The sequence below is a fragment of the Sorangium sp. So ce693 genome (assembly GCF_051521375.1).
GTDB lineage: Bacteria > Myxococcota_A > Polyangia > Polyangiales > Polyangiaceae > Sorangium > Sorangium atrum.
The window spans coordinates 11249855-11271685 of record NZ_CP150347.1; the positions used below are offsets into that span (position 1 = coordinate 11249855).

General features: G+C 71.2%; 21 protein-coding genes. 10 read left to right on the top strand and 11 right to left on the bottom strand.

The window, feature by feature from the left end:
• Positions 1–80: 80 nt before the first annotated feature.
• From WMF14_RS41960 to WMF14_RS41970, 3 genes are all read right to left on the bottom strand, one after another.
• The gene (locus tag WMF14_RS41960) at positions 81–908 is read right to left on the bottom strand and encodes an HAD family hydrolase (RefSeq protein WP_437795953.1); all 828 of its coding nucleotides are present in this window, start codon (positions 906–908) and stop codon (positions 81–83) included.
• A gap of 190 nt (positions 909–1098) precedes the next feature.
• Positions 1099–1494, bottom strand: coding sequence for a type II toxin-antitoxin system VapC family toxin (locus WMF14_RS41965; RefSeq protein WP_437795956.1), 396 nt, complete (start codon positions 1492–1494; stop codon positions 1099–1101).
• Positions 1491–1763: a hypothetical protein gene (locus WMF14_RS41970; protein ID WP_437795959.1), complete on the bottom strand. Its 273-nt coding sequence runs from the start codon at positions 1761–1763 to the stop codon at positions 1491–1493. The genes WMF14_RS41965 and WMF14_RS41970 overlap by 4 nt, the downstream gene beginning before the upstream one ends.
• 576 nt (positions 1764–2339) lie before the next feature.
• On the opposite strand from WMF14_RS41970, the gene WMF14_RS41975 reads away from it, so the two are divergent.
• The 3 genes from WMF14_RS41975 to WMF14_RS41985 all read left to right on the top strand — a co-directional run bounded on the left by WMF14_RS41975 (position 2340) and on the right by WMF14_RS41985 (position 4799).
• Positions 2340–3344 carry a hypothetical protein gene (locus WMF14_RS41975; protein ID WP_437795961.1) on the top strand — a complete coding sequence of 335 codons (1005 nt, stop codon included), beginning with the start codon at positions 2340–2342 and terminating at the stop codon, positions 3342–3344.
• A 79-nt stretch (positions 3345–3423) separates the two neighbouring features.
• Positions 3424–4302, top strand: a complete 879-nt coding sequence (locus tag WMF14_RS41980) for a hypothetical protein (RefSeq protein WP_437795964.1) — start codon at positions 3424–3426, stop codon at positions 4300–4302.
• An 11-nt stretch (positions 4303–4313) separates the two neighbouring features.
• The gene (locus WMF14_RS41985; RefSeq protein WP_437795965.1) at positions 4314–4799 is read left to right on the top strand and encodes a hypothetical protein; all 486 of its coding nucleotides are present in this window, start codon (positions 4314–4316) and stop codon (positions 4797–4799) included.
• A 65-nt stretch (positions 4800–4864) separates the two neighbouring features.
• On the opposite strand, the gene WMF14_RS41990 is transcribed toward WMF14_RS41985, so the two are convergent.
• From WMF14_RS41990 to WMF14_RS42015, 6 genes are read right to left on the bottom strand one after another with little or no spacing between them, the layout of a single operon-like run.
• Positions 4865–5599: a hypothetical protein gene (locus WMF14_RS41990; protein WP_437795968.1), complete on the bottom strand. Its 735-nt coding sequence runs from the start codon at positions 5597–5599 to the stop codon at positions 4865–4867.
• Complete coding sequence (locus WMF14_RS41995) at positions 5599–7611, bottom strand: DUF1585 domain-containing protein (RefSeq protein WP_437795970.1); 2013 nt, start codon at positions 7609–7611, stop codon at positions 5599–5601. The genes WMF14_RS41990 and WMF14_RS41995 overlap by 1 nt, the downstream gene beginning before the upstream one ends.
• Positions 7608–9164 carry an ABC transporter ATP-binding protein gene (locus WMF14_RS42000; RefSeq protein ID WP_437795973.1) on the bottom strand — a complete coding sequence of 519 codons (1557 nt, stop codon included), beginning with the start codon at positions 9162–9164 and terminating at the stop codon, positions 7608–7610. The genes WMF14_RS41995 and WMF14_RS42000 overlap by 4 nt, the downstream gene beginning before the upstream one ends.
• Positions 9161–10243, bottom strand: coding sequence for an ABC transporter permease (locus WMF14_RS42005; protein ID WP_272102292.1), 1083 nt, complete (start codon positions 10241–10243; stop codon positions 9161–9163). Before WMF14_RS42005 ends, WMF14_RS42000 begins: the two co-directional genes overlap by 4 nt.
• A 49-nt stretch (positions 10244–10292) precedes the next feature.
• Positions 10293–11390 (bottom strand): ABC transporter permease, encoded by a 1098-nt coding sequence (locus tag WMF14_RS42010; RefSeq protein ID WP_437795975.1) that lies wholly within the window; start codon positions 11388–11390, stop codon positions 10293–10295.
• Between the two features lie 19 nt (positions 11391–11409).
• Complete coding sequence (locus WMF14_RS42015) at positions 11410–12444, bottom strand: BMP family lipoprotein (RefSeq protein ID WP_272102290.1); 1035 nt, start codon at positions 12442–12444, stop codon at positions 11410–11412.
• A gap of 362 nt (positions 12445–12806) precedes the next feature.
• Here WMF14_RS42015 and WMF14_RS42020 point away from each other — a divergent pair, with 362 nt between their 5' ends.
• The 5 genes from WMF14_RS42020 (at position 12807) to WMF14_RS42040 (ending at position 17469) form a co-directional block, all read left to right on the top strand.
• Positions 12807–13394 carry a hypothetical protein gene (locus WMF14_RS42020; RefSeq protein ID WP_437795978.1) on the top strand — a complete coding sequence of 196 codons (588 nt, stop codon included), beginning with the start codon at positions 12807–12809 and terminating at the stop codon, positions 13392–13394.
• A 5-nt stretch (positions 13395–13399) separates the two neighbouring features.
• Complete coding sequence (locus tag WMF14_RS42025) at positions 13400–14692, top strand: c-type cytochrome (RefSeq protein WP_437795981.1); 1293 nt, start codon at positions 13400–13402, stop codon at positions 14690–14692.
• Positions 14693–14887: 195 nt separating this feature from the next.
• The gene (locus WMF14_RS42030) at positions 14888–16321 is read left to right on the top strand and encodes a sensor histidine kinase (RefSeq protein ID WP_437804395.1); all 1434 of its coding nucleotides are present in this window, start codon (positions 14888–14890) and stop codon (positions 16319–16321) included.
• 14 nt (positions 16322–16335) lie between these two features.
• Positions 16336–16710, top strand: a complete 375-nt coding sequence (locus WMF14_RS42035) for a response regulator (protein ID WP_437795984.1) — start codon at positions 16336–16338, stop codon at positions 16708–16710.
• A 138-nt stretch (positions 16711–16848) separates the two neighbouring features.
• Entirely contained in the window at positions 16849–17469 is a 621-nt protein-coding gene (locus tag WMF14_RS42040) for a DUF1349 domain-containing protein (protein WP_437795987.1), read from the top strand.
• A gap of 177 nt (positions 17470–17646) precedes the next feature.
• Here the strand turns inward: WMF14_RS42040 and WMF14_RS42045 are convergent, their stop codons facing one another.
• Positions 17647–18558, bottom strand: coding sequence for a LysR family transcriptional regulator (locus tag WMF14_RS42045; RefSeq protein ID WP_437795989.1), 912 nt, complete (start codon positions 18556–18558; stop codon positions 17647–17649).
• A gap of 141 nt (positions 18559–18699) precedes the next feature.
• Between WMF14_RS42045 and WMF14_RS42050 the strand changes: the two genes are divergently transcribed.
• A complete protein-coding gene (locus WMF14_RS42050) occupies positions 18700–19470 on the top strand; it encodes an SDR family NAD(P)-dependent oxidoreductase (RefSeq protein WP_437795992.1) in 771 nt (256 codons plus the stop codon).
• A gap of 202 nt (positions 19471–19672) precedes the next feature.
• Positions 19673–21190: a hypothetical protein gene (locus WMF14_RS42055; protein WP_437795994.1), complete on the top strand. Its 1518-nt coding sequence runs from the start codon at positions 19673–19675 to the stop codon at positions 21188–21190.
• A gap of 71 nt (positions 21191–21261) precedes the next feature.
• On the opposite strand, the gene WMF14_RS42060 is transcribed toward WMF14_RS42055, so the two are convergent.
• Positions 21262–21735 (bottom strand): MarR family winged helix-turn-helix transcriptional regulator, encoded by a 474-nt coding sequence (locus WMF14_RS42060; RefSeq protein ID WP_437795997.1) that lies wholly within the window; start codon positions 21733–21735, stop codon positions 21262–21264.
• Positions 21736–21831: the final 96 nt, after the last annotated feature.

Genomic DNA, 21831 nt, shown 5'->3' on the forward strand with positions numbered 1-21831 from the left:
TCTGGTCGTGATGCCACCTTGAGATAGCGAGGCCGAGGTGCGCTCTGATGCCGCCTCGAGGTAGCGAGGCCGAGGTGCGCTCAACACCAGCTCGGAACGAAGCCGAGGTGCGCGAGCCGCTCGAGCACGAGGGCGACGCCGTCGTGATCGTTGGCGCTCGTGACCTCGTCGGCGGCGGCGAGCACGTCGGGATGGGCGTTGGCCACGGCGACGCCGCGGCCTGCCCAGCCGAGCATCGGCAGGTCGTTGGGCATGTCGCCGAACGCGATCACCTGCGCCGCCGCGATGCCGTGCTCGGCGCAGTACGCCTCGAGCGCGAGCGCCTTGGTGACGCCAGCCGCGGCGACCTCGACGAAGTTCGAGCCCGAGTGCGTGACGCTCGCGAGCGCGCCGGCGTGGGCGCGCGTGACTTCCAGCAGGTCCTCGAGCGGCCAGCCGGCGTGCTGGACGATCAGCTTGGTGACGCCTTCCCTGCACAGCGCGACCGCATCGTCCCGCCGCATCCGCGGGTCGTCGCGATCGTTCGGATGTTCGCCGGGGATCACATAGCCGCGCTCGCACCCGTACTGGATCCCCGCCTCGACGGCGAAGGCGACGCCGGGTACAGCCGCGCGCAGGCTCTCGATCAGCACCGACGCGGAGGCAGCCGACAGCAGGTTCTGCCGCAGCACGGCGTCGTTGGTCACGTCATAGACGAGCCCACCGTTGCTGCAGATGGCCGTACCGCGCAGGCCGGTGTGAGCCGCGACCTGCCGCACGCGCCGGGGCGGCCGCGCGGTCACCGACATGAGCGTCAGACCTGCCGCCTCGGCCATCGCGAGGGCGCTGCGCGTCCGCGCGGAGATCGAGCCATCCGTCCGAAGCAGCGTGCCGTCGAGATCGAGCGCGACGAGTCGGAGGGCTTCCATGCTGGCCAATGCGGCGCATAACACGCCTCACGCGGTAGCTCAATCCATCGCGCGGAGGACACCCTCGCTGAGGGCCTCCCGCAGAACCACGAGGCGCGTCGCCTCGGCCCGGAGGAGGTCTATCACGGGTTCATCGCGGGCCTTCTCGCCACGCAGGAGCCGGACGACGAGGTGCGCGCAGCGGCGGGGGTCAGCCGATGATCCTGACAGCGATCCTGCTGCTCAGCTGCCGGAAACGATCGTCGTTCGTCCAGATCTGATCGCAGCCGTGGTGGACGGCGCACGCTGCATGAAGAGCATCGGGGGTCTTCAGCCCGTGTAGCGCTCGAAGCGTGGTCGCGAGGTCGAAGACCTCCGCGGAGAGCGGCAAGAGTTCGAAGGCGGAGAGCATGCCCTCGTACATCGCTCGCAGGCCGCTATCGTTCAACCGAACGGGTTTCACGAGGCATTCCAGTCGAACAAGAGGCGATATGTACGCATCGCTCGATCCGAGCGAAAGCAGCGCGCGATCCGATGCACCCCTGTAGGGCTCCGCCCCCTCGACCCGATAGATGAGAACGCAAGAGTCCAGATAGATTCGGCTCACGGCTCTCCCCAGCTGTCGCGCTCCGCGCTCAGCGCGGCATCAACCTGCTCCTTCGACAAGAGTCGCTCTGGGTTCTCTTCGCGCCACGCGTCGACGGCACGGCAAGCTGCCAAGAGCCTTTCATGACGTCCACCCTCCATGGAGCGCGCGTCCCGCTGTTCGTGAATCAGTACGATGACCTCGGCTTCTCCCTCCGGCACATCCTCTGGAAGGTCGATCTCGACGTGTCGCGACTTGGGAACGTGGACAATGAGCTTGTGTGCGTGCATGGCCCTCCGTGGAGCATACGTCGACGCTCCATCCGGCGCCATCCTCGGCGTCAACCTCCAGCGGCGCTCCGAGCGTGCGGACAGGACAGCCTCCCGCGTGCCTGCTGAGGGTGAAACCCGACGCGAGCCCGGGAGGGTGAGCTCCCCGGAGCTGCTGGCCGCGCTCCCCGCTGGGCACGCTCCCCGGAGCTGCTGGGCACGCTCCTCGGCGCTGCTGCGCAACTTTCACATCCGCGGACAGCGGAGCGCCCGCCGGTGGAGGTGTTCGTCAACCCAGCGGTAGCGCGCTGCGACCTCCTTCGCACCGTCCCGTCCAAGGGCCATTCTCCGCGCGGGTGCGATTCCGGAAGGATGAGACGGCGATCGATGCAGATGGGATGAGAAATTTAGGCGCCGAAATGCAATGCAACGCCAGATGCCTCGCGGCATCGCTCACGTGCCGGGAGCGCTGGCCAGGCACACACGGAGGATGGTAGAGAGCGAGCGTGACGCTGGCGCGCGCGGTCACGTGCGCCGGCGCGCCCGAGGTGGAGCGTGCGAGGTCTTCGATCAGCATCCTGGCTCCCGTCGTGGGCAGTGTTGCTCCTGGTGCTGCTCGCGACGGCTCCCGCGCGCGCGGAGGCGCCTCTGAAGCGCTCGCAAGCCGTCAAGGAGCTCATTCGCGAGGCGGGGGCAGCGCTGGATCGGCTCGACGTCGCGCAGGCCCGGGAGTTCTGGGGCGAGGCGTACGATATCGAGCGGTCGAACGTCGCGATGTGCAACATGGGTCAGCTCGACCTGCGGATGGGCCGCTGGGAGGAGGCCGTGGTGGAGCTCTCGCAGTGCGTCGAGCACATGCCGGCCCCGCGCACGGAGGTGGAGCGGCGCCTGTATGACCACCGGCACGCCGACCTCGCCCGGGCCAGGCGGCGCGTGGGCGAGGTGGTCCTCATACCGCCGCCCGGCGTCGTGGGCATGTTCGTGAACGGCCGGGGGCTGAAGGACGGCAGCCGCGTCTACGTGAGGCCTGGCCAGCACGAGGTGATGGCCGTCGGGCAGGAGGGGCAGGTCGCGCGCGCGGGTGTGAGGGTGGAGGCGGGCGAGTCGAAGGCGGTGCCGCTCACGTTCGACAAGCCGGCACAAGCGCCGGAGGATCGCGCGCAGCCGCCGAAGGACCACGCTCAGCCGCCGAAAGGGGCTTCCGGGCCTGGTGCGCCCGGGCCTGCGGCGCCAAAAGGGCCGCCGCAGGGCGCAGGCCGGCCCGGGCCGGACTTCCGGATCGTCACGACGGGCGCGGTGGCCTCGGTCGGGTTCTTGGTGGCAGGCACCGTGTCCTTGCAGAGCGCGCGGGGGTACGGGCAGGAGGCGACGGCGGCTCGACATCACGCCCGGGTGATGAGCGCGGTCGACCCCGCATTTCAACCCGACTACGACGAGATAATCGATATTGCCGCAAACGGGAAGCTGATGCGTCTCCTGGGTACCAGCGCGTCGCTCGCCGGGGCGGCAGCAGGCGCGGCCACCCTCGTGTACGTCTGGTTGCCGCACGACGCGCAGATTCGAGTGGCGGCGCACGGCGCGGAGGTTCGCGTTCGATGGTGAGCGTCGGCGATGTCGCTTTGGACCGTCAGCGCGTGAGCATGCCGACGCTGGCACGGAGGCCTTTCTGATGCGGCGTCCGATGTTGCTGTTCGTCTCCGCGACGACGCTGCTCGCGTGCGAAGACGAGTGGTTTGTGCCGCTGCTTCCGCCGCCGGCCGATTCGGCTCCAGTGCTGTGGATGTGGGTAGGCGCGGAGGACGATGCGCCTCCCTGTATCGACGGCCAGCCGCCGAAGTGGGAAGGCTGGATGGCTGACGCGCCTGAAGGGCTGCCGGACACATGCGATGCGTGCGAATGTGGTCCGGCGGCGTGCGAGCTGCCCTCCACGGTCATGGCGAACGCGATGACCTGCCCAGGCGGAAGCACCTCGATCGCGCTCGACGCCGGAGCGGGATGGGATGGGACATGCGCTGCGCTCCCGTCGCCCGTCCAGCCGGACGAATTCGCGTCCGTCGTCTACGAGCCGCCGACGCTCTCGCCATGCATCCCCTCGGCGACGCCCGAGCCGCCGCCCGTTTCGGCAATGTTCGTCCGGGTGTGCGCCGGCAACACGGCACAGGAACCGCCGGGGTTCATCCCCTGCATGCAGGCCAGCAGCGAGGGGACCTGCCGGCGTGGCCTGACACGACACGAGTTCTTCGAACAGCTGATCGACAACCGCGCCTGCGCTCCGTGCGAGTGTGGTCCCCCAGCGGGCGGCAGGTGCGTCGCCGAAGTCGGCTTGTATGCGGACAGCGCATGCAGCGACCGCATGGAGGCGGGGTTCCCCGTCGGCCTCGGGGAGACGGCCTGCGCGGACGTCACCTCGCCCCTCCCGCTCAGCGCGATGCGCGCCACGCTCGTGGAGGAAGAGCCAGGCGCCTGCTCCCCCAGCGTCGCTGCCGTGCTTGGCACCCTGGAGCGACGCGAGCCGCACATCGTATGTTCCTATTCCGAGATGTGGTGGAAGACACCGTGAGGTGGATGACGATGTCCATGTCGAGCGCGCGGCTCACGCTCCTGGCCATGCTGTCGTTGCCAGCGATGGCGTGCGCCAACCATCCGGACATCGCGGGGAAGGCGGTCGTCGCCCTCGACGGTAAAACGCTGAATTACGATACCGGCGATGATGGGCGGAGGTTCGTGAAAACAGGGGAGAGATGGTCGACGGGGTGCTACCTGAAAGACTCCTTGCCGGAGATGTCCCTGGACCGCGCGCGCGACGACGACCCGCCGATCAGCTCAATTGTATTGCTCGTCAAGCGCGAGGATGACGGCGGCGAGCCTCTACCGAATGTCGCGATGTACACAGGAGACGATTTCTACGATGGCTTTTGCCACGTCGTGGCGACGATCGGCAGCGTTCCGCGCGAGGTGGAGTTCTCGACGGGCGACTGCGAGCTGCAGCGAGCCCTCGACGGCCATCCCGCGCTGCTCGTCTCCGCTCTGTTTCACGTCAAGGAGTGCGACGACTAGGTCACGGCCGGCGCGGCCGGAGCCACACGCGGCGCCGGCCGCGCCGTGGCCCGCTGAGAGTACCCCTAATACAGGTGGAACTCCGGGTGCCGCACGAGCCCATAACAGACGGCCGCCCACCCCGCCTCTTCCGGCGAGAACCGCGACTTCGCCGCGCCCTTGGCGCGGTGCCGCGCGACCGTCCCCTCGTACAGCGCGAAGAACTTCGCCTCCCGGTCCGGCGGCGCGAGGCGCGCCGGGTAGCTCAGGAACGTCCGGTGCAGCACGTCGAAGCGCGGGGCGAAGGCCGCCTCGTCCAGGTCCTGCGCGGGCAGATCGAACGCGAAGATGAGCCGCCGCTCGATCGGGACGCGCTCCTTTGCCTTGAGATCGTGCTCCAGGGCGCGGTCGCAGAGCGCGATCCCGAGCCGCTCGAACGCCGCCAGCATGAGCGCGTTGGTCTGCGTGGCGCGCGGGAGATCCAGGCCGTAATCGGGGAGCCCGAGCGCCGCGAGGTAGTCTCCCCAGGTGTCGAACAGCGCCGCCTTGTCGTCCCCCCGCGCGCGGCGCTCGACCTCGGCGGGCGCGAGGCCGCCGAAGAGCCGGAGATAGGTCCTCAGGTATGCCTCTGCCGGGATGAGCCGCAGATCCTGCTTCGGAGCCCGGCTCTGCGCGACGCGCCCCGTCTCCCGGAGCGGCGCTGCAGGCCGCGGCGCGATCGCCTCCGACGGGCCGCACGCGCCGGCCAGCGCGGCCACCGCGGCCACGCCAGCAAGGACGAAGGCCCCCGTCCGACCGGGCGCCCTCCCCCGGCCCTGCATCACCGCGCCCCCTCGCCGCGCGTCTCGCCGCCCCGCTCCCCCGCCCCGCCCTTCGCCGCCCCGCCTCGCTCCTCCGCCTCGCCCTTCGCCGCCCCGCCCCGCTCCAGCGCAGGCCGCACGTTGCTCGCGCGCGCATACGCCGGCGAGCGGACGATCGCCTCGACCAGCGGCCGCATCCGGTAGCCGCGCGACACGAACCGCTCGCGCAGCGCGCTGAGCAGCGCCTCGTCCTCCTCGCGCAGCGGCCGCCCCAGGAACGACTCGGTGACGCGCTCGACCGCGCACGACGCGAACTCCGGCATGCGCGTGAGATCGGCCGCGGCGCCGGCCGGGCCGCGCTCGGCGTGATCCGCCGAGGCATAGGCGCCCCGCAGCACGCCGCGCTCTCGGCTCGAGAACACGGGGTCGTAGAAGCGCTGGCACGATTGCCCCGTCTTCCCCTCCGCGTTCAGCTTGCACACCGGGTTCTCGATCGGGAACCTCTCGGCGGGCAGATAGGTCCACGTCGTCTCCTCGACCCGCGTGAAATACGCCGCGAGCGGCTCCAGCGTCGCATGACAGCTCGCGCAGCCAGGCCGGACCATGAGGTCGGGCTCCTCCGACGGCGGGAGCTCCGCGTGCTCGGCCGTGAAGCTCTTGCACAGGAACGCGCTGTAGAGCGCCGCCGCCCGCGCGCGCCGCGAGGAATACTTGGTGAGGAACACCGGCGTCGTGAGGATCCCCGCCGCGCGCGGCCCGCGATCCGGGATGAACGTCCAGGTCGAGACGTCGTGCGGTGCGACGACCGGCGGCACCGCGCCCGGCAAGAACAGGGGCGCCTCGTCCTCGCGCATCCCAAACGACGGGTGCAGAGAGCAGCACGCCGCGGGCGCGCTCGACCGGTAAAACTGCGCGAGCGGGCCGTTGATGAACGTATAACGACCGGTGAGGATCTCCCGGAAATCGCGATCCGCCGCGAAGACGTGGTTCATGGTGTGAATCGCCTCCTGCGACCACCAGAACTTGTTCCAGCCGGTGATCGTGTGCGGCGCGGAGCCGATGGGATCCTCGATGCCGAGCGGGATATGGGCGGGCAGCACGAAGCCGCGCGGATCCCTGCCCGCGCTGTCGGCGGGAAGGCAGTGCTCGAGGCCGATGCCGCAGCCGCAATCGACGCTCATCGCCGGCGCGAGCGCGCTCCGGCATGAGATGGGCTCGCCCCGGTGCGCCTGCGCATAACGATCCTCGCGCACCGGCGGGCGCGCGCGGCCCGGCGGCGGAGCGCCCTTCGGCGACGAAGGGATGTCGCTCGCATAGATGTGGCCGACCTCGGCGGTCTGCGCCTCTTCCTTGCAGACCCTGACCTCGACCGTCGGCGTCTTGCCGTCAGGCTCGACAAGGAGCTGCGGCAGCGGGACATAGGCGCTGTCCGGGTCCTTCCACCCGTCGCCATAACGCTGCGTCGGGACGACGGAGAGGTAATCCCGGTAAAGCCAGTAGGGGCGCACGAGCGTTGTCCGCTCATCGAGCAGCCGCTGGGAGATGCGGGCAGGCGTCCCCGTGACGGGCGCGTAGGCCGCGACCCGGAGCCCGCTCTCGGCGTCGGAGAAGCAGAACTCCCCGTCGATCACCGGGTTCAGGCGGCGCTGGCTGACGCGGTAATAGACGTAGACCGGCTTGCCCTCCGGGCCGAGCACCTCCACCCGGCGGAGCGTCGTCGCGGGCGGCGTGAACAGCCCCGTCGGGCCGAGCTCGAGCCGCAGGACATCCATGTAGATGCGCGTGAGCCGCTCGGCATACCCCGGGCCATCGAGGTGGCGCTCTATCCAGGCGTCCAGATCGAAGCCCGGCGACTCGAGCTCGGCGAGCTCCTCACGCGTCGGGAGCCGCCCCTCCAGGTCGAGGGAGAGCGCCCGGAAATACCGGTATTGCTCCAGCGTCGGGGCGGCGGCGGATGGCGGCGCGAACGAGGCCGCGGCCGACGCCGCGAGGGGCGCCGCCACGGCCAGCGCGCGCAGCGCGCGCCCCCTCATGCGTCGACCTCACCCGCGGCGGGCGGCGGGGCCTCCTCGCCAGGGACCACCCCGGCCATCAGCATCCCGAGCTCCGTCCGCGATACCGCGCCCGCGTCCCGCGTCGCCACGATCTCGCCCCGGTACATGACCGCGATCCTGTCCGACAGCGCCAGGATCTCGTCGAGCTCCGCCGACACGAGCAGCACCGCCGCTCCCGCGTCGCGGGCCGCCACGATCTCGCGGTGGATGTGCTCGATCGACCCGACGTCCACGCCCCGGGTCGGCTGGCTGGCCACGAGCAGCTCCACGGGGCGGCTCATCTCCCGGGCGAGGATCACCTTCTGCTGGTTGCCGCCCGACAGCGCGGAGACGGGCGTCTCCGGGCCGGGCGCGCGGATGTCAAAGGTCTTTATCAACCGCCTCGCGTTCTCCTCGCGGGCGTCGTCGCGGAGCACGCCGCGCACGGCGAACGGGGGCTCGTGGTAGGTGCACAGGACGAGGTTGTCCGCGATCGCGTACGAGAGCACGAGCCCGTGGCGCTGGCGGTCCTCGGGCACGTGCGAGACGCCGCGCTCGATCAGGGCGCGGGGCGGCGCGCCGGTGACGTCGCGGCCCCGGAGGAGCACGCGCCCGGCGCGGGGCGGCGAGAGGCCGGTGATCGCCTCGCAGAGCTCGGTCTGGCCGTTGCCCTGCACGCCGGCGATCCCGAGGATCTCGCCCGCGCGCACCGAGAAGCTCACCTCGCGCACCACGTCGCCGCCGGACCCGCGGCGGCCCGCGACGCCGAGGCGCTGCACCTCCAGCACGACGTCCTTCGGGCTCGCCGGGGCCTTGCTCACCTGGAGCGCCACGTCGCGGCCCACCATCGTCGCCGCCAGGCCGCGCTCGTCCGTCTCCGCCGGGATCGCGGCGCCCACCACGCGCCCGGCGCGCATGACCGTCACCCGGTCCGCGACCGCGAGCACCTCCCTGAGCTTGTGCGTGATGAACAGGACCGAGACCCCCCGCGCCGTCAGCCCCCGCAGCACGCGGAACAGGTCGTCCGCCTCCTGGGGCGTGAGCACGGCCGTGGGCTCGTCGAGGATCAGGATCTCCGCCTTCCGGTAAAGAGCCTTGAGGATCTCCACCCGCTGCTGCACGCCGACCGGGAGGTCCTCCACCCGGGCGTCGGGATCGACGTCCAGCCCGTGGCGCGCCGAGAGCTCGCGGACCTCGGCGCTCGCGCGCCGGCGGTCGAGCAGGGCGCCGCGCACGGGCTCCGCGCCGAGCACGACGTTCTCGGCGACCGTGAACACAGGGATCAGCATGAAGTGCTGGTGCACCATGCCGATCCCGAGCGCGATCGCGTCGCTCGGCGAGCGCAGCGCGACCGGGCGCCCGCTCCGGAGGAGCGTCCCCTCGTCCGGGCGCAGCAGCCCGTAAAGGATGTTCATCAAGGTCGATTTGCCGGCGCCGTTCTCCCCGAGCAGGGCGTGGATCTCGCCTTCGCGGAGGTCGAGATCGACCCTGTCGTTCGCCAGGACGCCGGAGAACCGCCTGGTGATCCCCCGGGCCTCGAGGACCGCCGTCACCGCCGCCCCTCCCGCTCGTACGGCAGGCCGTCGGCGGCCGGCGACGTGGTCTTGCCGATGACGCCGGTCAGGAGCAGCAGCGTCAGCAGATACGGCACCAGCCCGACGACCGACGATTGCTGCAGGAACGACCACGACGGCGGGATCTGGTCGCGGAAGAGCTGGAGGTTGATCTGGAACGCCTGCGCCGCGCCGAAGACGAGCGCCGCGGCCCACGAGCCGAACGGCGTCCAGTCGCCGAAGATCATCGCCGCGAGGGAGATGAAGCCGCGCCCGTTCGTCATCATCGGCTCGAAGGACGGCACCGACTCCAGCGTGAAATACGCCCCGCCGAGCCCCGCGATCGCGCCGCCGATCACGACGTTCACGTAGCGCACGCGGGCCACGTCGATCCCGACCGTCGCGGCCGCGCGGGGGTGCTCGCCCACGGCCCGCGCGCGCAGGCCCCACCGCGTGCGGAAGAGCACGAGGTGCGTCAGCGCGACCAGCGCGACGGCGGCGACGGCGATCGGCTGCTGCTCGAACACCGGGCCCACGACCGGGATGTCCGCGAGCAGCGGGACGCCGAGGCGCGGAAGGACGCCCGGCGCGTGAGGCACCTGCCCGCCGAACGCGCTTCCCGGCCCGAAGAAGAGCTGGCGGTTGAAAAAGCCGGTGAGCCCCACGGCGAGCAAGTTGATCACCGTCCCCGCGAGGATCTGGTCCACCGAGAAGGTCACCGCAAGCGCGGCGAGCAACAGCCCCAGCGCGGCGCCTGTGGCGACCGCGATCACGACGCCGAGCAGCAGGCTCGGCAGCGGGGGAAAGCCCAGGATCGAGCTCGCGTAGATCGACCCGAACCAGCCCGAGAACGCCGCCGCGAGCATCATGCCCTCGATGCCCAGGTTGACGACCCCGGAGCGCTCGCAGAAGACGCCCGAGAGCGCCCCCAGGGTGAGCGGGGTGGCGACGGCGAGGGTCGTGGCCGCCATGCTGGCCACGATCGTCAGCGGCGGCACCTGCGACGCGCCGACGAGCGCCACGACGAGGACCAGCACGCCCACGACCACCGCGATGAATGCGTAGCGTCGATAAGCCATCTTCGTCCTTCCCTGCTCCCCGCGCCGGCCGCTCGCTCGAGCCGGCGCGCTAACCGCCCCACCCGCGCGTGAGCACGAGCCGCTCGCGCTCGCCCCGGACGCGGTAGATGCGCCGGACCAGGGCGTCCGCCGCGACGAAGAGAAGGATCAGCGCCTGGATGACGGAGATCACGTCGATCGGCACCTGCGTGAGGTACTGCATCCGGGTCGCGCCGCTGCGCATCACGCTGAACAGCAGGGCCGCGAGCACCGTCCCGCCGGGGTGCGCCTTGCCGAGCAGGGCGATGGCGATCGCGTCGAAGCCGTATCCCTGCGAGAACCCGAGCTCGTGCCGGTGGTGCAGCGCGCTCACCTCGATGGCGCCGGCCAGCCCGGCGAAGGCGCCCGAGAGCGCCATGGTCGCGATCACGGTGCGGCTCACCCGCACGCCGGCATAGCGCGCGGCGTCCGGGCTCTGCCCGGCCGTGCGGATCTCGAAGCCGAACGTCGTCCGCCGGAGCGCCCACCCGACGAGCGCCGCCGCGAGCAGGGCGAGCGGGAAGCCCCAGTGCAGCCGGTAGCCGTCCACGAGCGCGGGGACCCAGGCGCTCTCGTCGATGAGCGGCGTGCGGGAGAGCACGTTGGACGCCTCGGGGTCCTTCATCGGGCCGTTCAAGAGGAAGCTGACCGCGTTGAGCGCGACGTAGTTGAGCATGATCGTGCTGATCACCTCGTGTCCCCCGGCGCGCGCCTTGATCCAGCCGGGCACCGCGGCCCACAGCCCGCCCGCGAGCGCGCCGAACAGCAGCGTCACGGGGACGTGCAGCGCCGCGGGCAGGCCGCCGCCCACGAGCTGCGGCAGCCAGTGGCCCGCCCAGGCCGCGGAGAGCGCCCCGAGCGCGAGCTGCCCCTCCGCGCCGATGTTGAAGAGGCCGCCCTTGAGCGCCAGCGAGACCGACAGGCCAGCCAGGATGTACGGCGTCGCCCAGACGAGCGTCTCGCTCACCGCCCGCGGCGACCCGAGTGCGCCCTCGAGCATGCCGGCGTAGGCCTCGAGCGGGTTGCCCCCGGCCACGGCGATGAGGACGCCGCCCAGGACCATCGCGGTGAACACCGAGAGGGCCGGAAGGAGCAGCGGCTCGAAGCGCCGGATCAGCTTCTCTCGCATCCTCGGGAGCCCAGGGCGGTCACGGCCCCTTGGCCGGCGGCACCGCTGTCTTGAGCGTCCCGTCGAGGAGCCCTTTCCGGAGCTCCTCCATCTTCGCCTTCACGTCGGCCGGGACCTTGGCGTCGAGATCGTGATACGGCGCATACCCCGACTTGCCCTGGAAGTTCCCCGACGGCAGCTTCCCCTCCTTGGCCGACTTGATGAGCTCGAAGGCGCCGTCGGAGATGAGCTTGACGGCGCTGGAGAGGAGGACCTTCTGGGCCTCGGGCACCGTGAAGTACTGGTCGGTGTCGACGCCGATGGCGTAAACGCCCTTCGTGGCCGCGCCGAGCAGCGCGCCGTTGCCCGTCTTGCCGCCGCCGCCGAAGACGATATCGACCCCCTTGTCGATCATCGAGACGGCGGTCGTCTTCCCCCACTCGGGATCGGTAAACGTCTTATCGAAGCCGACGTCGTTGTGATAGACGACGCTGAGCTCGATGTCGGGCTTGACGTGGCGCGCCCCGGCGCGGAAGCCCTCCCCGAAGCGGAAGACGGGCGGGACGGCGTCGGTGGCGAGCACGGCGCCGATCTTCCCCGTCTTGGTCATCATCGCGGCCAGCGCGCCGACGAGGAAGCCGCCGTGGTCCTCGGGGAAGACGAGGCCCACGACGTTCGGCTTGGTCGCCATCTGGAACTGGTCGATGCCGATGAACTTGACGTCCTTGAACTGATCCGCCGCGCCGCGCGTCGCCTCGGTGAGCCCGAATCCCGACGTGACGACCACGTCGTAGCGCTCCTCGGCGAACGTCGCGATGTTCTTGGGGTAGTCCTTCGGATCCGTCGTCTCGATGTACTGCGTCGTGGCGCCGAGCTCCTTCTGCGCCCGCTGGATCGCCTCCCAGGCCGACTGGTTGAACGACTTGTCGTCGATCTTGCCCATGTCGGTGACGAGGCCCACGCAGAACACCTCGGGGCTCGCGCAGTCGGCCTTCTTGCTGCTGCTGTTGCACCCCGGGAGCGCGCTGGCGAGGGCCAGCAGGACCGCGATCGCGACGCGCCGCTTCTTCAACATGCCGGATCTCCTTGGAAGGCCCGCATTGGACACCGGGCCGCGCACCAAGGCAACCACCGTATCGCAGCGGCGCACCTTTGCTCACACGAGCGGTCTCATCTGCTGGGCGGGAGCACGGTCGACTGCGCGGGAGCACGGCGCGCCGTCCCTCGAGTTCGCGATCGGGGAAGCAACATTTTTTCCTCGAGCGTTGTCACAGTCGATCGGCAGCGCCCGATGAGCGACGGGGCGCGCCGGCGCAGCCTTCCCGAGGAGGTCCTTCCATGAATGGTCCCGCCGTTCGATTCACGCTTTTTTGTGCTCTCATCGCGTCCGCCCTCGTCCCTTCGGCGGACGCGTCGGCCTGCGGTGGAGTCGAGATCATGCCCGCGATCGACCACCGCGTGATGGGGATCGCCCAGGCCGAGCAAGCGCTTCACGACGGCCGGTTCACCGCGGCGGCGGGGAGCGTGATCCGGATGTTCCCCGAGATCCGGCGGATCTCTTATGACAAGGACCCGCTGATCAACAGGGCCTTCCGCGTCCTCGCGGTGGCCACGGCGCGCGCGGACGGGGCGCTCCAGGTCGGCCCGCAGCTGCCGCGCGAGCTGCTCGAGACGTGGGGCGGGGCGTCGGCCGAGGAGCGCAAGGGGAACATCGACTGGTCGATCCGCGCGCTGCGCCGGCTGAACGAGCAGCGGAAGAACGATCCGGCGCTCCAGACCGACCTGGGCGAGGCGCTCGCCAGAGCGCCCGAGCACCGCGGCGAGGCGCTCACGCTGCTCGGCGGTCTGGCCGAGAAGGACCTCCTGACGAGCCCCGAGGCGTACGCGGCGCTGGCGCGGCTGCGCGCGCTCTCGGGGGACAACGCGGGGCACGACGCCGCGGCCACCCGGTGCGAGGCGATGGCGCAGAACAAGGCGCTCTGCCGGGCGACCGGCGCGGTCGGCGCGGTCGGCTCACAGAGCTGACGCCGATGCGCGCCCGTCCGCTGCTCGCCCTGCTCGCGGCGCTCGCCTCGGGCGCCGCGGGGTGCACCTCCGAGGACGCGCGGGGCCCCGCGCTGGCCGCGCCGCCACCCGCCAGCGACGGCGGCGCCGAGGCGAGCGCTCCGGCCGCCGCCGCGGCGCTGGCCGGCGATCCGGCGCGCGGGGAGCGGCTCGTCGCGGAGTTCCAGTGCAACCGCTGCCACGACGGGACGGGGTACGCGCCCGCGGCGCGCGACGCCCACTGCGTCCAGTGCCACCAGGACATCGCGGCGGGGCGGTTCCAGGCGCCGGCCGCGGCGATGAAGCGGTGGAACGAGAACCTCGTGCAGCTGCGCGACGTGCCGTCGCTCGCCGCCGCCGGTGACAGGCTGCGCCGCGACTGGATCCGCGGGTTCTTGCTGTCGCCGCATGACGTGCGCCCGCGCCTGCACGCGACGATGCCGCGGCTCGCGATCGGGCCCGAGCAGGCGAGCGATATCGCGGCCTACCTCACGCGCGAGCGGCGCGATCGGAGCGAGCAGCGCGAACGTCCGACTGCGCCGCTGGAGGGCGCGAGCGCGGCCCGGGGGCGCGAGCTCTACGAGGCCAAGGGGTGCGGAACATGCCACGCCTTCTCCGGGACGACCGGGCTGACGGCGGTCGCGCCCGTGAAGGGGATGGAGAAGGAGACGCGCGCCGCGATCGCCCTGGCGCCGGATCTGAGGCACGCGCGCGACCGGATGGAGCCCGCCGATCTCGTCGCGTGGGTGCTCGATCCCGCGGCGATCAAGCCGGGAACGCCGATGCCCCAGGTGCCGATGTCGCCCGCCGAGGCGCGGGACATCGCGGCCTTCGTCACGACCGCGGAGCTCTCGCCGCGGGCGCCGGCGAGCGCGCCCGAGCGGCTGCCGCTGCTGTCGCGGCGGGTGACCTACGCCGAGGTGGATCGCCGGGTGTTCCGCGTCACGTGCAGGCACTGCCACTCCGAGCCGGACTACGCGCTCGGCGACGGCGGGCCCGGAAACACGGGCGGCTTCGGGTTCAAGCCGCGCGGGCTGAACCTCGCCACGTACGAGGGGATCGCCGCGGGCTACGTCGACGATCAGGGCGAGCGGCGGAGCGTGTTCTCGCGCGGGCCGGACGGCGCCCCGCGCCTCGTCGCCGCGCTGCTGGCGCGGCAGGCGGAGGAGGCGGGCCGCGCGGCCCCGGCGGTGCGCGGGATGCCGCTCGGGCTGCCCGCGGTCGGGCCGGAGGAGATCCAGCTCGTCGAGAGCTGGATCGCGCAGGGGCGGCCGCAATAGCGAACGAGCGGGAGGGGGCGATCGCCAGGGTCGGTCCGGCGTTGTCGTGGTGCCTCCCTTGCTTCCACGGCGACACCGAGGAGGTGGCCAATGCCTCGGTGGTCTCAACGCGCTCAGCACGCGGGCTCGCCTCCGAGCGGCGGGGGCAACGGTCTTCCGGGGAAGATGTCCATAGGAAGGCGTCTTTCCTTGCTCGTGTTGAGTCAGCTGGTCCTGGCCGCCCTGGGCGTCACGATGTCCATTGTCGCGCTCAGGCGGCTGGCCACCGAGACAGCCTACCTGCGTCACTACGTCTTCCAGCCGTTCGTCGTCATCAGCAACGGCATCGAGTCATCGAACGCTCTCTATGCCCTGCTCGCGCGCCCGTCATCGGACGTCTCGCTGGAGGTCCGGGAGCCCATGATGCGGCTCCGCTTCTTCATCGATCGGTACCAGCGCGACTGGTTGACGGCGACCTCGACCCTACCGGACGCCGTCCACCTCCGCGGTGCGCTCGCTCGGGCCGGGGAGCTCATGCTTTTGGAGGAAGAGCGCGAGGCGGCGGATACCGTCGCCGCTGTCGTGATGCACCTCGAGCGCACGACCGGGCTCGCGGGTCCGACGCCTGCCGCGCCGCACTTGCGGCGCGCCGACGTGGAGCACCTCGGCGACGCCCTCGTCAAGCTGCACAAGATCAACCTGCGCTACATGGAGGTCGCTTACGACGCTTTCGACCGCATCCGGCGGCGCATCCTCCTCGTCTTCATGGCCGTCGGCCTCGGGGGCGTCACGGCGGCGTCGCTCTTCGGCCTCGCGGTGCGCCGCGCGATCGCGCCGCGCATCCACCGGATGGTGACCGCCGTCCAGCGCTTTCGCGAGCTCGGCGTCTACGAGCCGCTCGGGGACTGCGGGGACGACGAGCTCGCCGTGCTCGGCCACACGCTGAACACGAGCTTCAAGGCGATCGCCGAGCGCGACAAGGATCGCGACCGGTTCCTCGCCGTCGCCGCGCACGAGCTGAAGACGCCGCTCACCACCATGAAGGGGTTCTCGCAGGTCGCGCTCGCCCACCGGGACGACACCGCCATCCGCGAGCGCGCCCTCACGATCATCGATCGCCAGGCGACGCGCCTCGGCCGCCTGGTCCAGGATCTCCTGTGGTCGGCGCGCATCTCCGGAGGCGAGCTCCCCTTCAAGCCCGAGGCGATCGACGTCGACGAGCTCGCCCGCCGCGTGATCGGAGAGTTCGAGCTCGTGGCCAGGGATCACAGCATTCGCCTGGTGCCCCGGGGAGACGCGCACATCCTGGGCGATCCAGAGCTCGTCGAGCAGGCGCTCTGGAGCCTGCTCGTCCAGGCCGTGTCCGTCGCGCTGGAGCGCGATCCGGTGCTCGTCACGATCGACGCCGGCTCCGCCGCGCGCGTGCTCGTCACGGTCGAGGTCCGGGGCGGGAAGGATCTCCCGGAGGACCTCGAAAAGCTGCTGGAGCCCTTCGCCGTCGTCGGCTTCGAGCGGCAGCGCGACGAGCCGCGCAACACGGGCATCGGCCTCCACCTCGTCCAGGGGATCGCCCGGCTCCACGGCGCGAGGTTCTGGATCGAGCGGAGGCCCGATGACCTCATGGTCTTTTCGCTGGAACTGAGGCGCTAGCGGGCAGAGGGAACATGGTGCGAAACCGCGTGCTGGTCATCGACGATGACCCCGATTTCCGGGAGCTCGTCGCCATCAGCCTGAACGGGTGGGGGCTCCAGTGCCTCCAGGTCGCCGACTGCGTCGAGGCGCTCCCGCTCCTCGAGCGCGAGCGCGACGGGCTGCGGGCGGTGCTGTGCGACTACTTCATGCCAGGGCTCTCTCCCCGCGATTGCGCGAGGGCGATCCGCGCGCGGGTCGATCCGGCGGTGCGCGTGGTGCTCGTGAGCGCGGCGGTGGACGTCTCGGAGCTGGCCCGAGGCCTCGGGCTCGCGCGGTTCCTCGCAAAACCCTTCGATCTCGACCAGCTCTACGACGCGGTGCTCGGCCCGCGCGAGCCCTCGGCGTGAGCGGCGCCGCCGATCGCAGCGGGGCGCGGCTGGATCGCAGCGGGGCCCACCCGACCGCGGCGCGCTCCGTGGTAGCCTCCCGACCCTCGCCCGCGCGCGGGCGGACCGCGCGCCGTGCGGCGCTCGGAGGTCTGCGTCATGACAGGACAGCTTCTGGAAGAGGGCTTTACCAACCCTGGAATCGATCCACGGCTCACGTGGCGCAACCCGCCGGCGCGCTGGGCGGTGGAGCCGGAGCGGAGCGTGCTCGTCGTCGAGCCCGCCGCGAAGACGGACTACTGGCAGCGGACGCACTACGGCTTTCGCAACGACAACGGGCCTTTCCTCTTCACCCGCGCCGGCGGCGACTTCGTGATGACCTGCCATGTGCGGTTCCGGCCGGCGCACCAGTACGATCAGGCAGGGCTCATGGTGCGGATCGCGGAGTCGTGCTGGCTGAAGACGTCGGTCGAGTTCGAGCCGGACGGCCCGAGCCGGCTCGGCGCGGTGGTGACGAACGCGGGCTACAGCGACTGGTCGACCCAGCCGTTTCCCTCGGATCGCCGCGAGATCTGGCTGCGCGTCCGGCGGGAGGGGCCGGATTACCTCGTCGACAGCTCGGGCGACGGCGCGGCGTGGACGCAGATCCGCATGGCCCACCTTCACGAGGACGACGGCGCGCGCGAGGTGGAGTGCGGCCTTTACGCTTGCAGCCCGCTGGGCGAGGGCTTCGTGGCGGAGTTCGATCTGCTGCGGATCGCGCCGGGGCGCGCGGCGTGAGCCCTCCGTGGTGGAGTACTTACCCCACCCTGCCGGAATGATGGAACCGCCAAGACGCCATAAGACGCCAAGATTTTTATATCTCTCTTGGCGTCTCTTGGCGTCTTGGCGGCTCAAAAGCCCCTACCTTCGGCCAGAGTACCCCATCACCCGAAAACCACATGGGAAGCGCGTGGATCAGCGGTCGAGCGCCTCGAGGTGAGGAGAGAGCACCTCGGTGAGCCAGCTCATCACGGCGCGCACGCGGCGCGGCACGCTTCGACCGTGCGTGTGGAGGAGCGAGACGGGCATCGGCGCGCAGGTGAGGGAGGGCAAGACCTCGACGAGCTCGCCCGCGGTGATGCTGGCGAGCTTCCCCGCCCGCGGCGCCTGGATGATGCCGAGACCAGCCACGCACGCGGCGAAATAGGCGTCAGCGCTGTTGACCGTCACCGCGCTGCGCATCGGCCACTCGCGGTAGCCGCCGTCGTGGGGGTACTCGAACGACGGCGCTTCGGCGCCGAGCGTCGTCGAGTAATGCACGAGGAGGTGCCGATCGAGATCCTCGATCCGGCGAGGCGTGCCGTACTGGCGCAGATAGGACGGGCTCGCGCAGTTCATCATGCGCAGGACGCCGAGCCTGCGGCCGACGAGCCCGTCGCCCCCCGGGGCGCCGATGCGCAGGACGCAGTCGAAGCCCTCGCGGAGCGGCTCGACGCGCCGATCGGTCGTGCTGAGGAGCACCTCGAGCTCGGGGTGGCGCGCGAGCAGCTCGGGCAAGCGCGGGATGATGACGTCGCGCGCGAAGTTCACCGGCAGATCGATCCGCACCCGCCCGCGCAGGCCCCGCGCGGCCTGGAACATCGCGCCGAGCTCGTCGGCCTCGAGCGCGAGGCGCCGCGCCCGCGGAAGGAGCTCCTCTCCGTCCGGCGTGAGGCGCACGACGCGCGTCGACCGCTGGAGGAGCCGGGTGCCGAGCTCGGCCTCCAGGGCCTTCAGCCGCAGCGACACGCGCGCCTTGGGCATGCCGAGGTGCTCGCCAGCGCGCGTGAAGCTGCCAAGCTCCGCCACCTTCACGAAGATCTTCAGCGATCCGACGTCGACGGTCATTGTTTCGATTGACGAAACAGTCTGTCGGAGCCTCGGGCCTTCCGCAACCGGGATCGGATCGCTATTCACACGCACAGACGGCGGCGAGCAGCCGCCACGGACAGCGGCGAGCAGCCGCGTCGCCATCGAAAGGACCCGACCATGAGCACATCCAAGCGTAGCCCCGTCGCCCTCATCACCGGCGGAAGCCGCGGGCTGGGAAAGAGCATGGCGCTCCACCTCGCGGATCGCGGCGTGGACGTCATCATCACCTACCGCGGCGGCGCGGCCGAGGCGGCAGATGTGGTGAAGCAGATCGAGGCCAAGGGGAGCAAGGCGGCGGCCATCGCGCTCGATCTGGGGAGCACCCGCGGGTTCGACGCGTTCGCCGCCGCAGTGAAGGCGGAGCTCGCCGGTCGCTTCGGGCGCGATCGCTTCGATTACCTGGTGAACAACGCCGGCATGGGCGGCCACGCGAGCTTCGCCGAGACGACCGAAGAGCAGTTCGACGCCCTCATGAACGTCCACTTGAAGGGGACGTTCTTCCTCATACAGAAGCTCCTTCCGCTGATCGCGGACGGCGGGCGGATCCTCAACGTCTCGTCGGGGCTCACGCGGTTCAGCTTCCCCGGCTACTCCGCCTACGCCGCGATGAAGGGCGGCGTGGAGGTGCTGACCCGCTACCTGGCGAAGGAGCTCGGGCCGCGGAAGATCGCGGTGAACACGCTGGCGCCCGGCGCGATCGAGACCGACTTCGGGGGCGGCGTCGTGCGCGACAACGCCGAGCTGAACAAGATGATCGCCGCCCAGACCGCCCTCGGCCGGGTCGGCCTCCCGGATGACATCGGCGGCGCGGTCGCCGCGCTCCTCTCGCCCGAGGGCCAGTGGATCAACGGCCAGCGCATCGAGGCGTCAGGCGGGATGAACCTCTGAGGCGCTCCGAGCCCGCGGCAGGCGCGTGGTCGTCGGGCCAGCGCCTGCAGCGGGAGCAGCGAACACCACGAGCATTCCGACACAGATCGGCACAAGCCATCGAGCGTGAGGGCGGCTTTTGCCGGAGAGCTCGACTGGCACGTTTGGTGCTGAATGAGAGCGCATCGCAGGGAGGCGAGCGCTCATGCGCAGAGAATTGCAGTTGCTCACCGTTCGAATCCTCGGGGCCGGCATGCTCGCCGGCCTGTCGCTGACGCTCGGGTGCCAGGGAGATACCAGCGTGCCAGCTGGCACGGGAGGGGCCGGCGGCGCCGGGGGTGAAGGCGGCGCCGGCGGTCAAGGCGGCGCCGGCGGTCAGGGCGGCGCCGACGGTCAAGGCGGCGCCGGCGGCGGCCCGGCGACGTGTGATTCGCAGCGGGGCGACCACGGTGATGCCTGTTCCGCGGACGCGCCTTGCGCGATCACGCTCGACGTGGAGGTGACGTGCACCGACTTCGACTTTGCAGCGGGCGGGGTGCGGGCCGTGCCGGCGACGGGCGCGACGTACCTCGTGACGAGCAGCAACGCCCCGACGCGGCTGTTCGAGCTCGACGGCGATGGAGCGACCCAACGCGACTTCGACGTGCAGAGCAATAGCGTGAGCGTGGCGCTCTCGCCGGACGGGACGGCGTATGCCGCGGTGGACGAGACGGAGGGCAGCGGTGACGGCTATCCCGGCGGTGTCGTGTTCCTGCCGCTCGCAGGCGGCGCGGCCGAGAAGCAGATGGTGTTCGATCGCGACGACAAATACGTGCCAGTCCTCGATGTCGCGGTGGACTCCCAGGGCGAGCCGCACATCTGGATCCTCACGGACGCGCCGGAGAGCATCGCGCACGCGACGCGCACCTCCGGCGGCGCCTGGGACGTCGCGCCGGCGAGCCGGCCGGTCGACAGCGGCTGGACCCGCTTCGCCCTCGCGCCCGACGACGCGCCGCTGGCGTTCGGTATGGTCCAGGCGCGCTCCGATAGCTGGCAGCTCGAGGTGCTCGACGGCACCACGGAGCGCAGCATCGGCGCTCCGGTCTCCGCGAGCTCGCCGCTCCGTTACGAACCCGTCCCGCCGCCGCAGCCCCCTGGTCAAGCGACGATTCCGCGCTTCGCGGCGGTCGTGCAGCACCCCGACGGGCTGCGGCTGGAGAGCGCCGGCGAGGACGACGGCGTCGACGAGGTGGCGATCCCCGGCACAGCGACGCCGACGTACAGCTGCCAGCGCGGCTTCGGCGACCCCGCGTCGGAGGGCTGCCCGGCCGACTGCCACGAGGTGACCTCCGGGCTCGAATGGTCGGCCTTCTCGGCCGCGCGCACGAGCGACGGAGACGTGTGGATCGCATTCCTGATAAGCCACATCGACTGGACGATCGCCTACGAGGTGCAAAACACCGATCTGCCGACGTGCGTCGGCAACATCGCGGCGGACGAAAGCCGCGGCGAGCTGCGCCTCGTGCGCGTGCCTGCCGCCGGAGGGGCGCCCGAGGTCGCTGTGACGCTGCCGCTCCCCGCGATCGCAGGCGAGAGCCATTTCAGCGATGTGTACCGGCGCCACCCGCTCGTCGACGTCTCCGCGTTCGGCACGGAGCTCACCGTGGCCATGCGCACGCAGGCGTCACGCGTGGGGCCCTTCACGGCCCGCGTGCTGCGCGTCGACACCTCGCTCCTCGCGCCTGCCGCGCCGGGCGACTGAGACGCGCGCTGCGCTTCTACGCCTCGGTCGCCGCTTCGGCCGCGCAGCCGCCGGGTCGGACCCGGGGCGCGCTACGGGTGGCGGAGCCGGCGCGAGGACAGGAGCTCGAGCCCCCCCGTGCGCTCGGCGACGCGCTGGAGCGACGCGAGCAGCGCGCCGGCCTGCTCCTCGCCGAGCAGCGCGCGGAGCCGCCTGTTCACCGCGGCGCGCGCGGCGCGCCCCGCCTCGACCGCCGCCCACCCGCGGTCGGTGAGCTCCACGAGCCGGTTGCGCTGGTCGTCCTCGGCGACGCGCCGGCGCACGTAGCCGAGCTCCTCCAGCTCCGCCACCGCCTTCGAGGCGCCCTGCGCCGTGATGCCGAGCCGCTCCGCGAGCTCCCTCACCTTCACCGGCCCCGGGATGAGGTGCTGGAACACGTAGCCATGGCTCGGCCGGAGATCGCCGTGGCCGGCCCGCTCCACGCGGCGCATCACCTCGTCGCTGTTCGCGGCCGCGATGGCGGCGAACAGCAGCACCAGGTCCTCGTCCGGGCGCGGAGGCTTCACGCCGGGAGCGTGTAACCCGCAACCGAGGTTGCGCAAATGACGTTGACGACCGCGGGCGGCGAGCCTATTCATCAACCAAGGTTGCGCAACATAGGT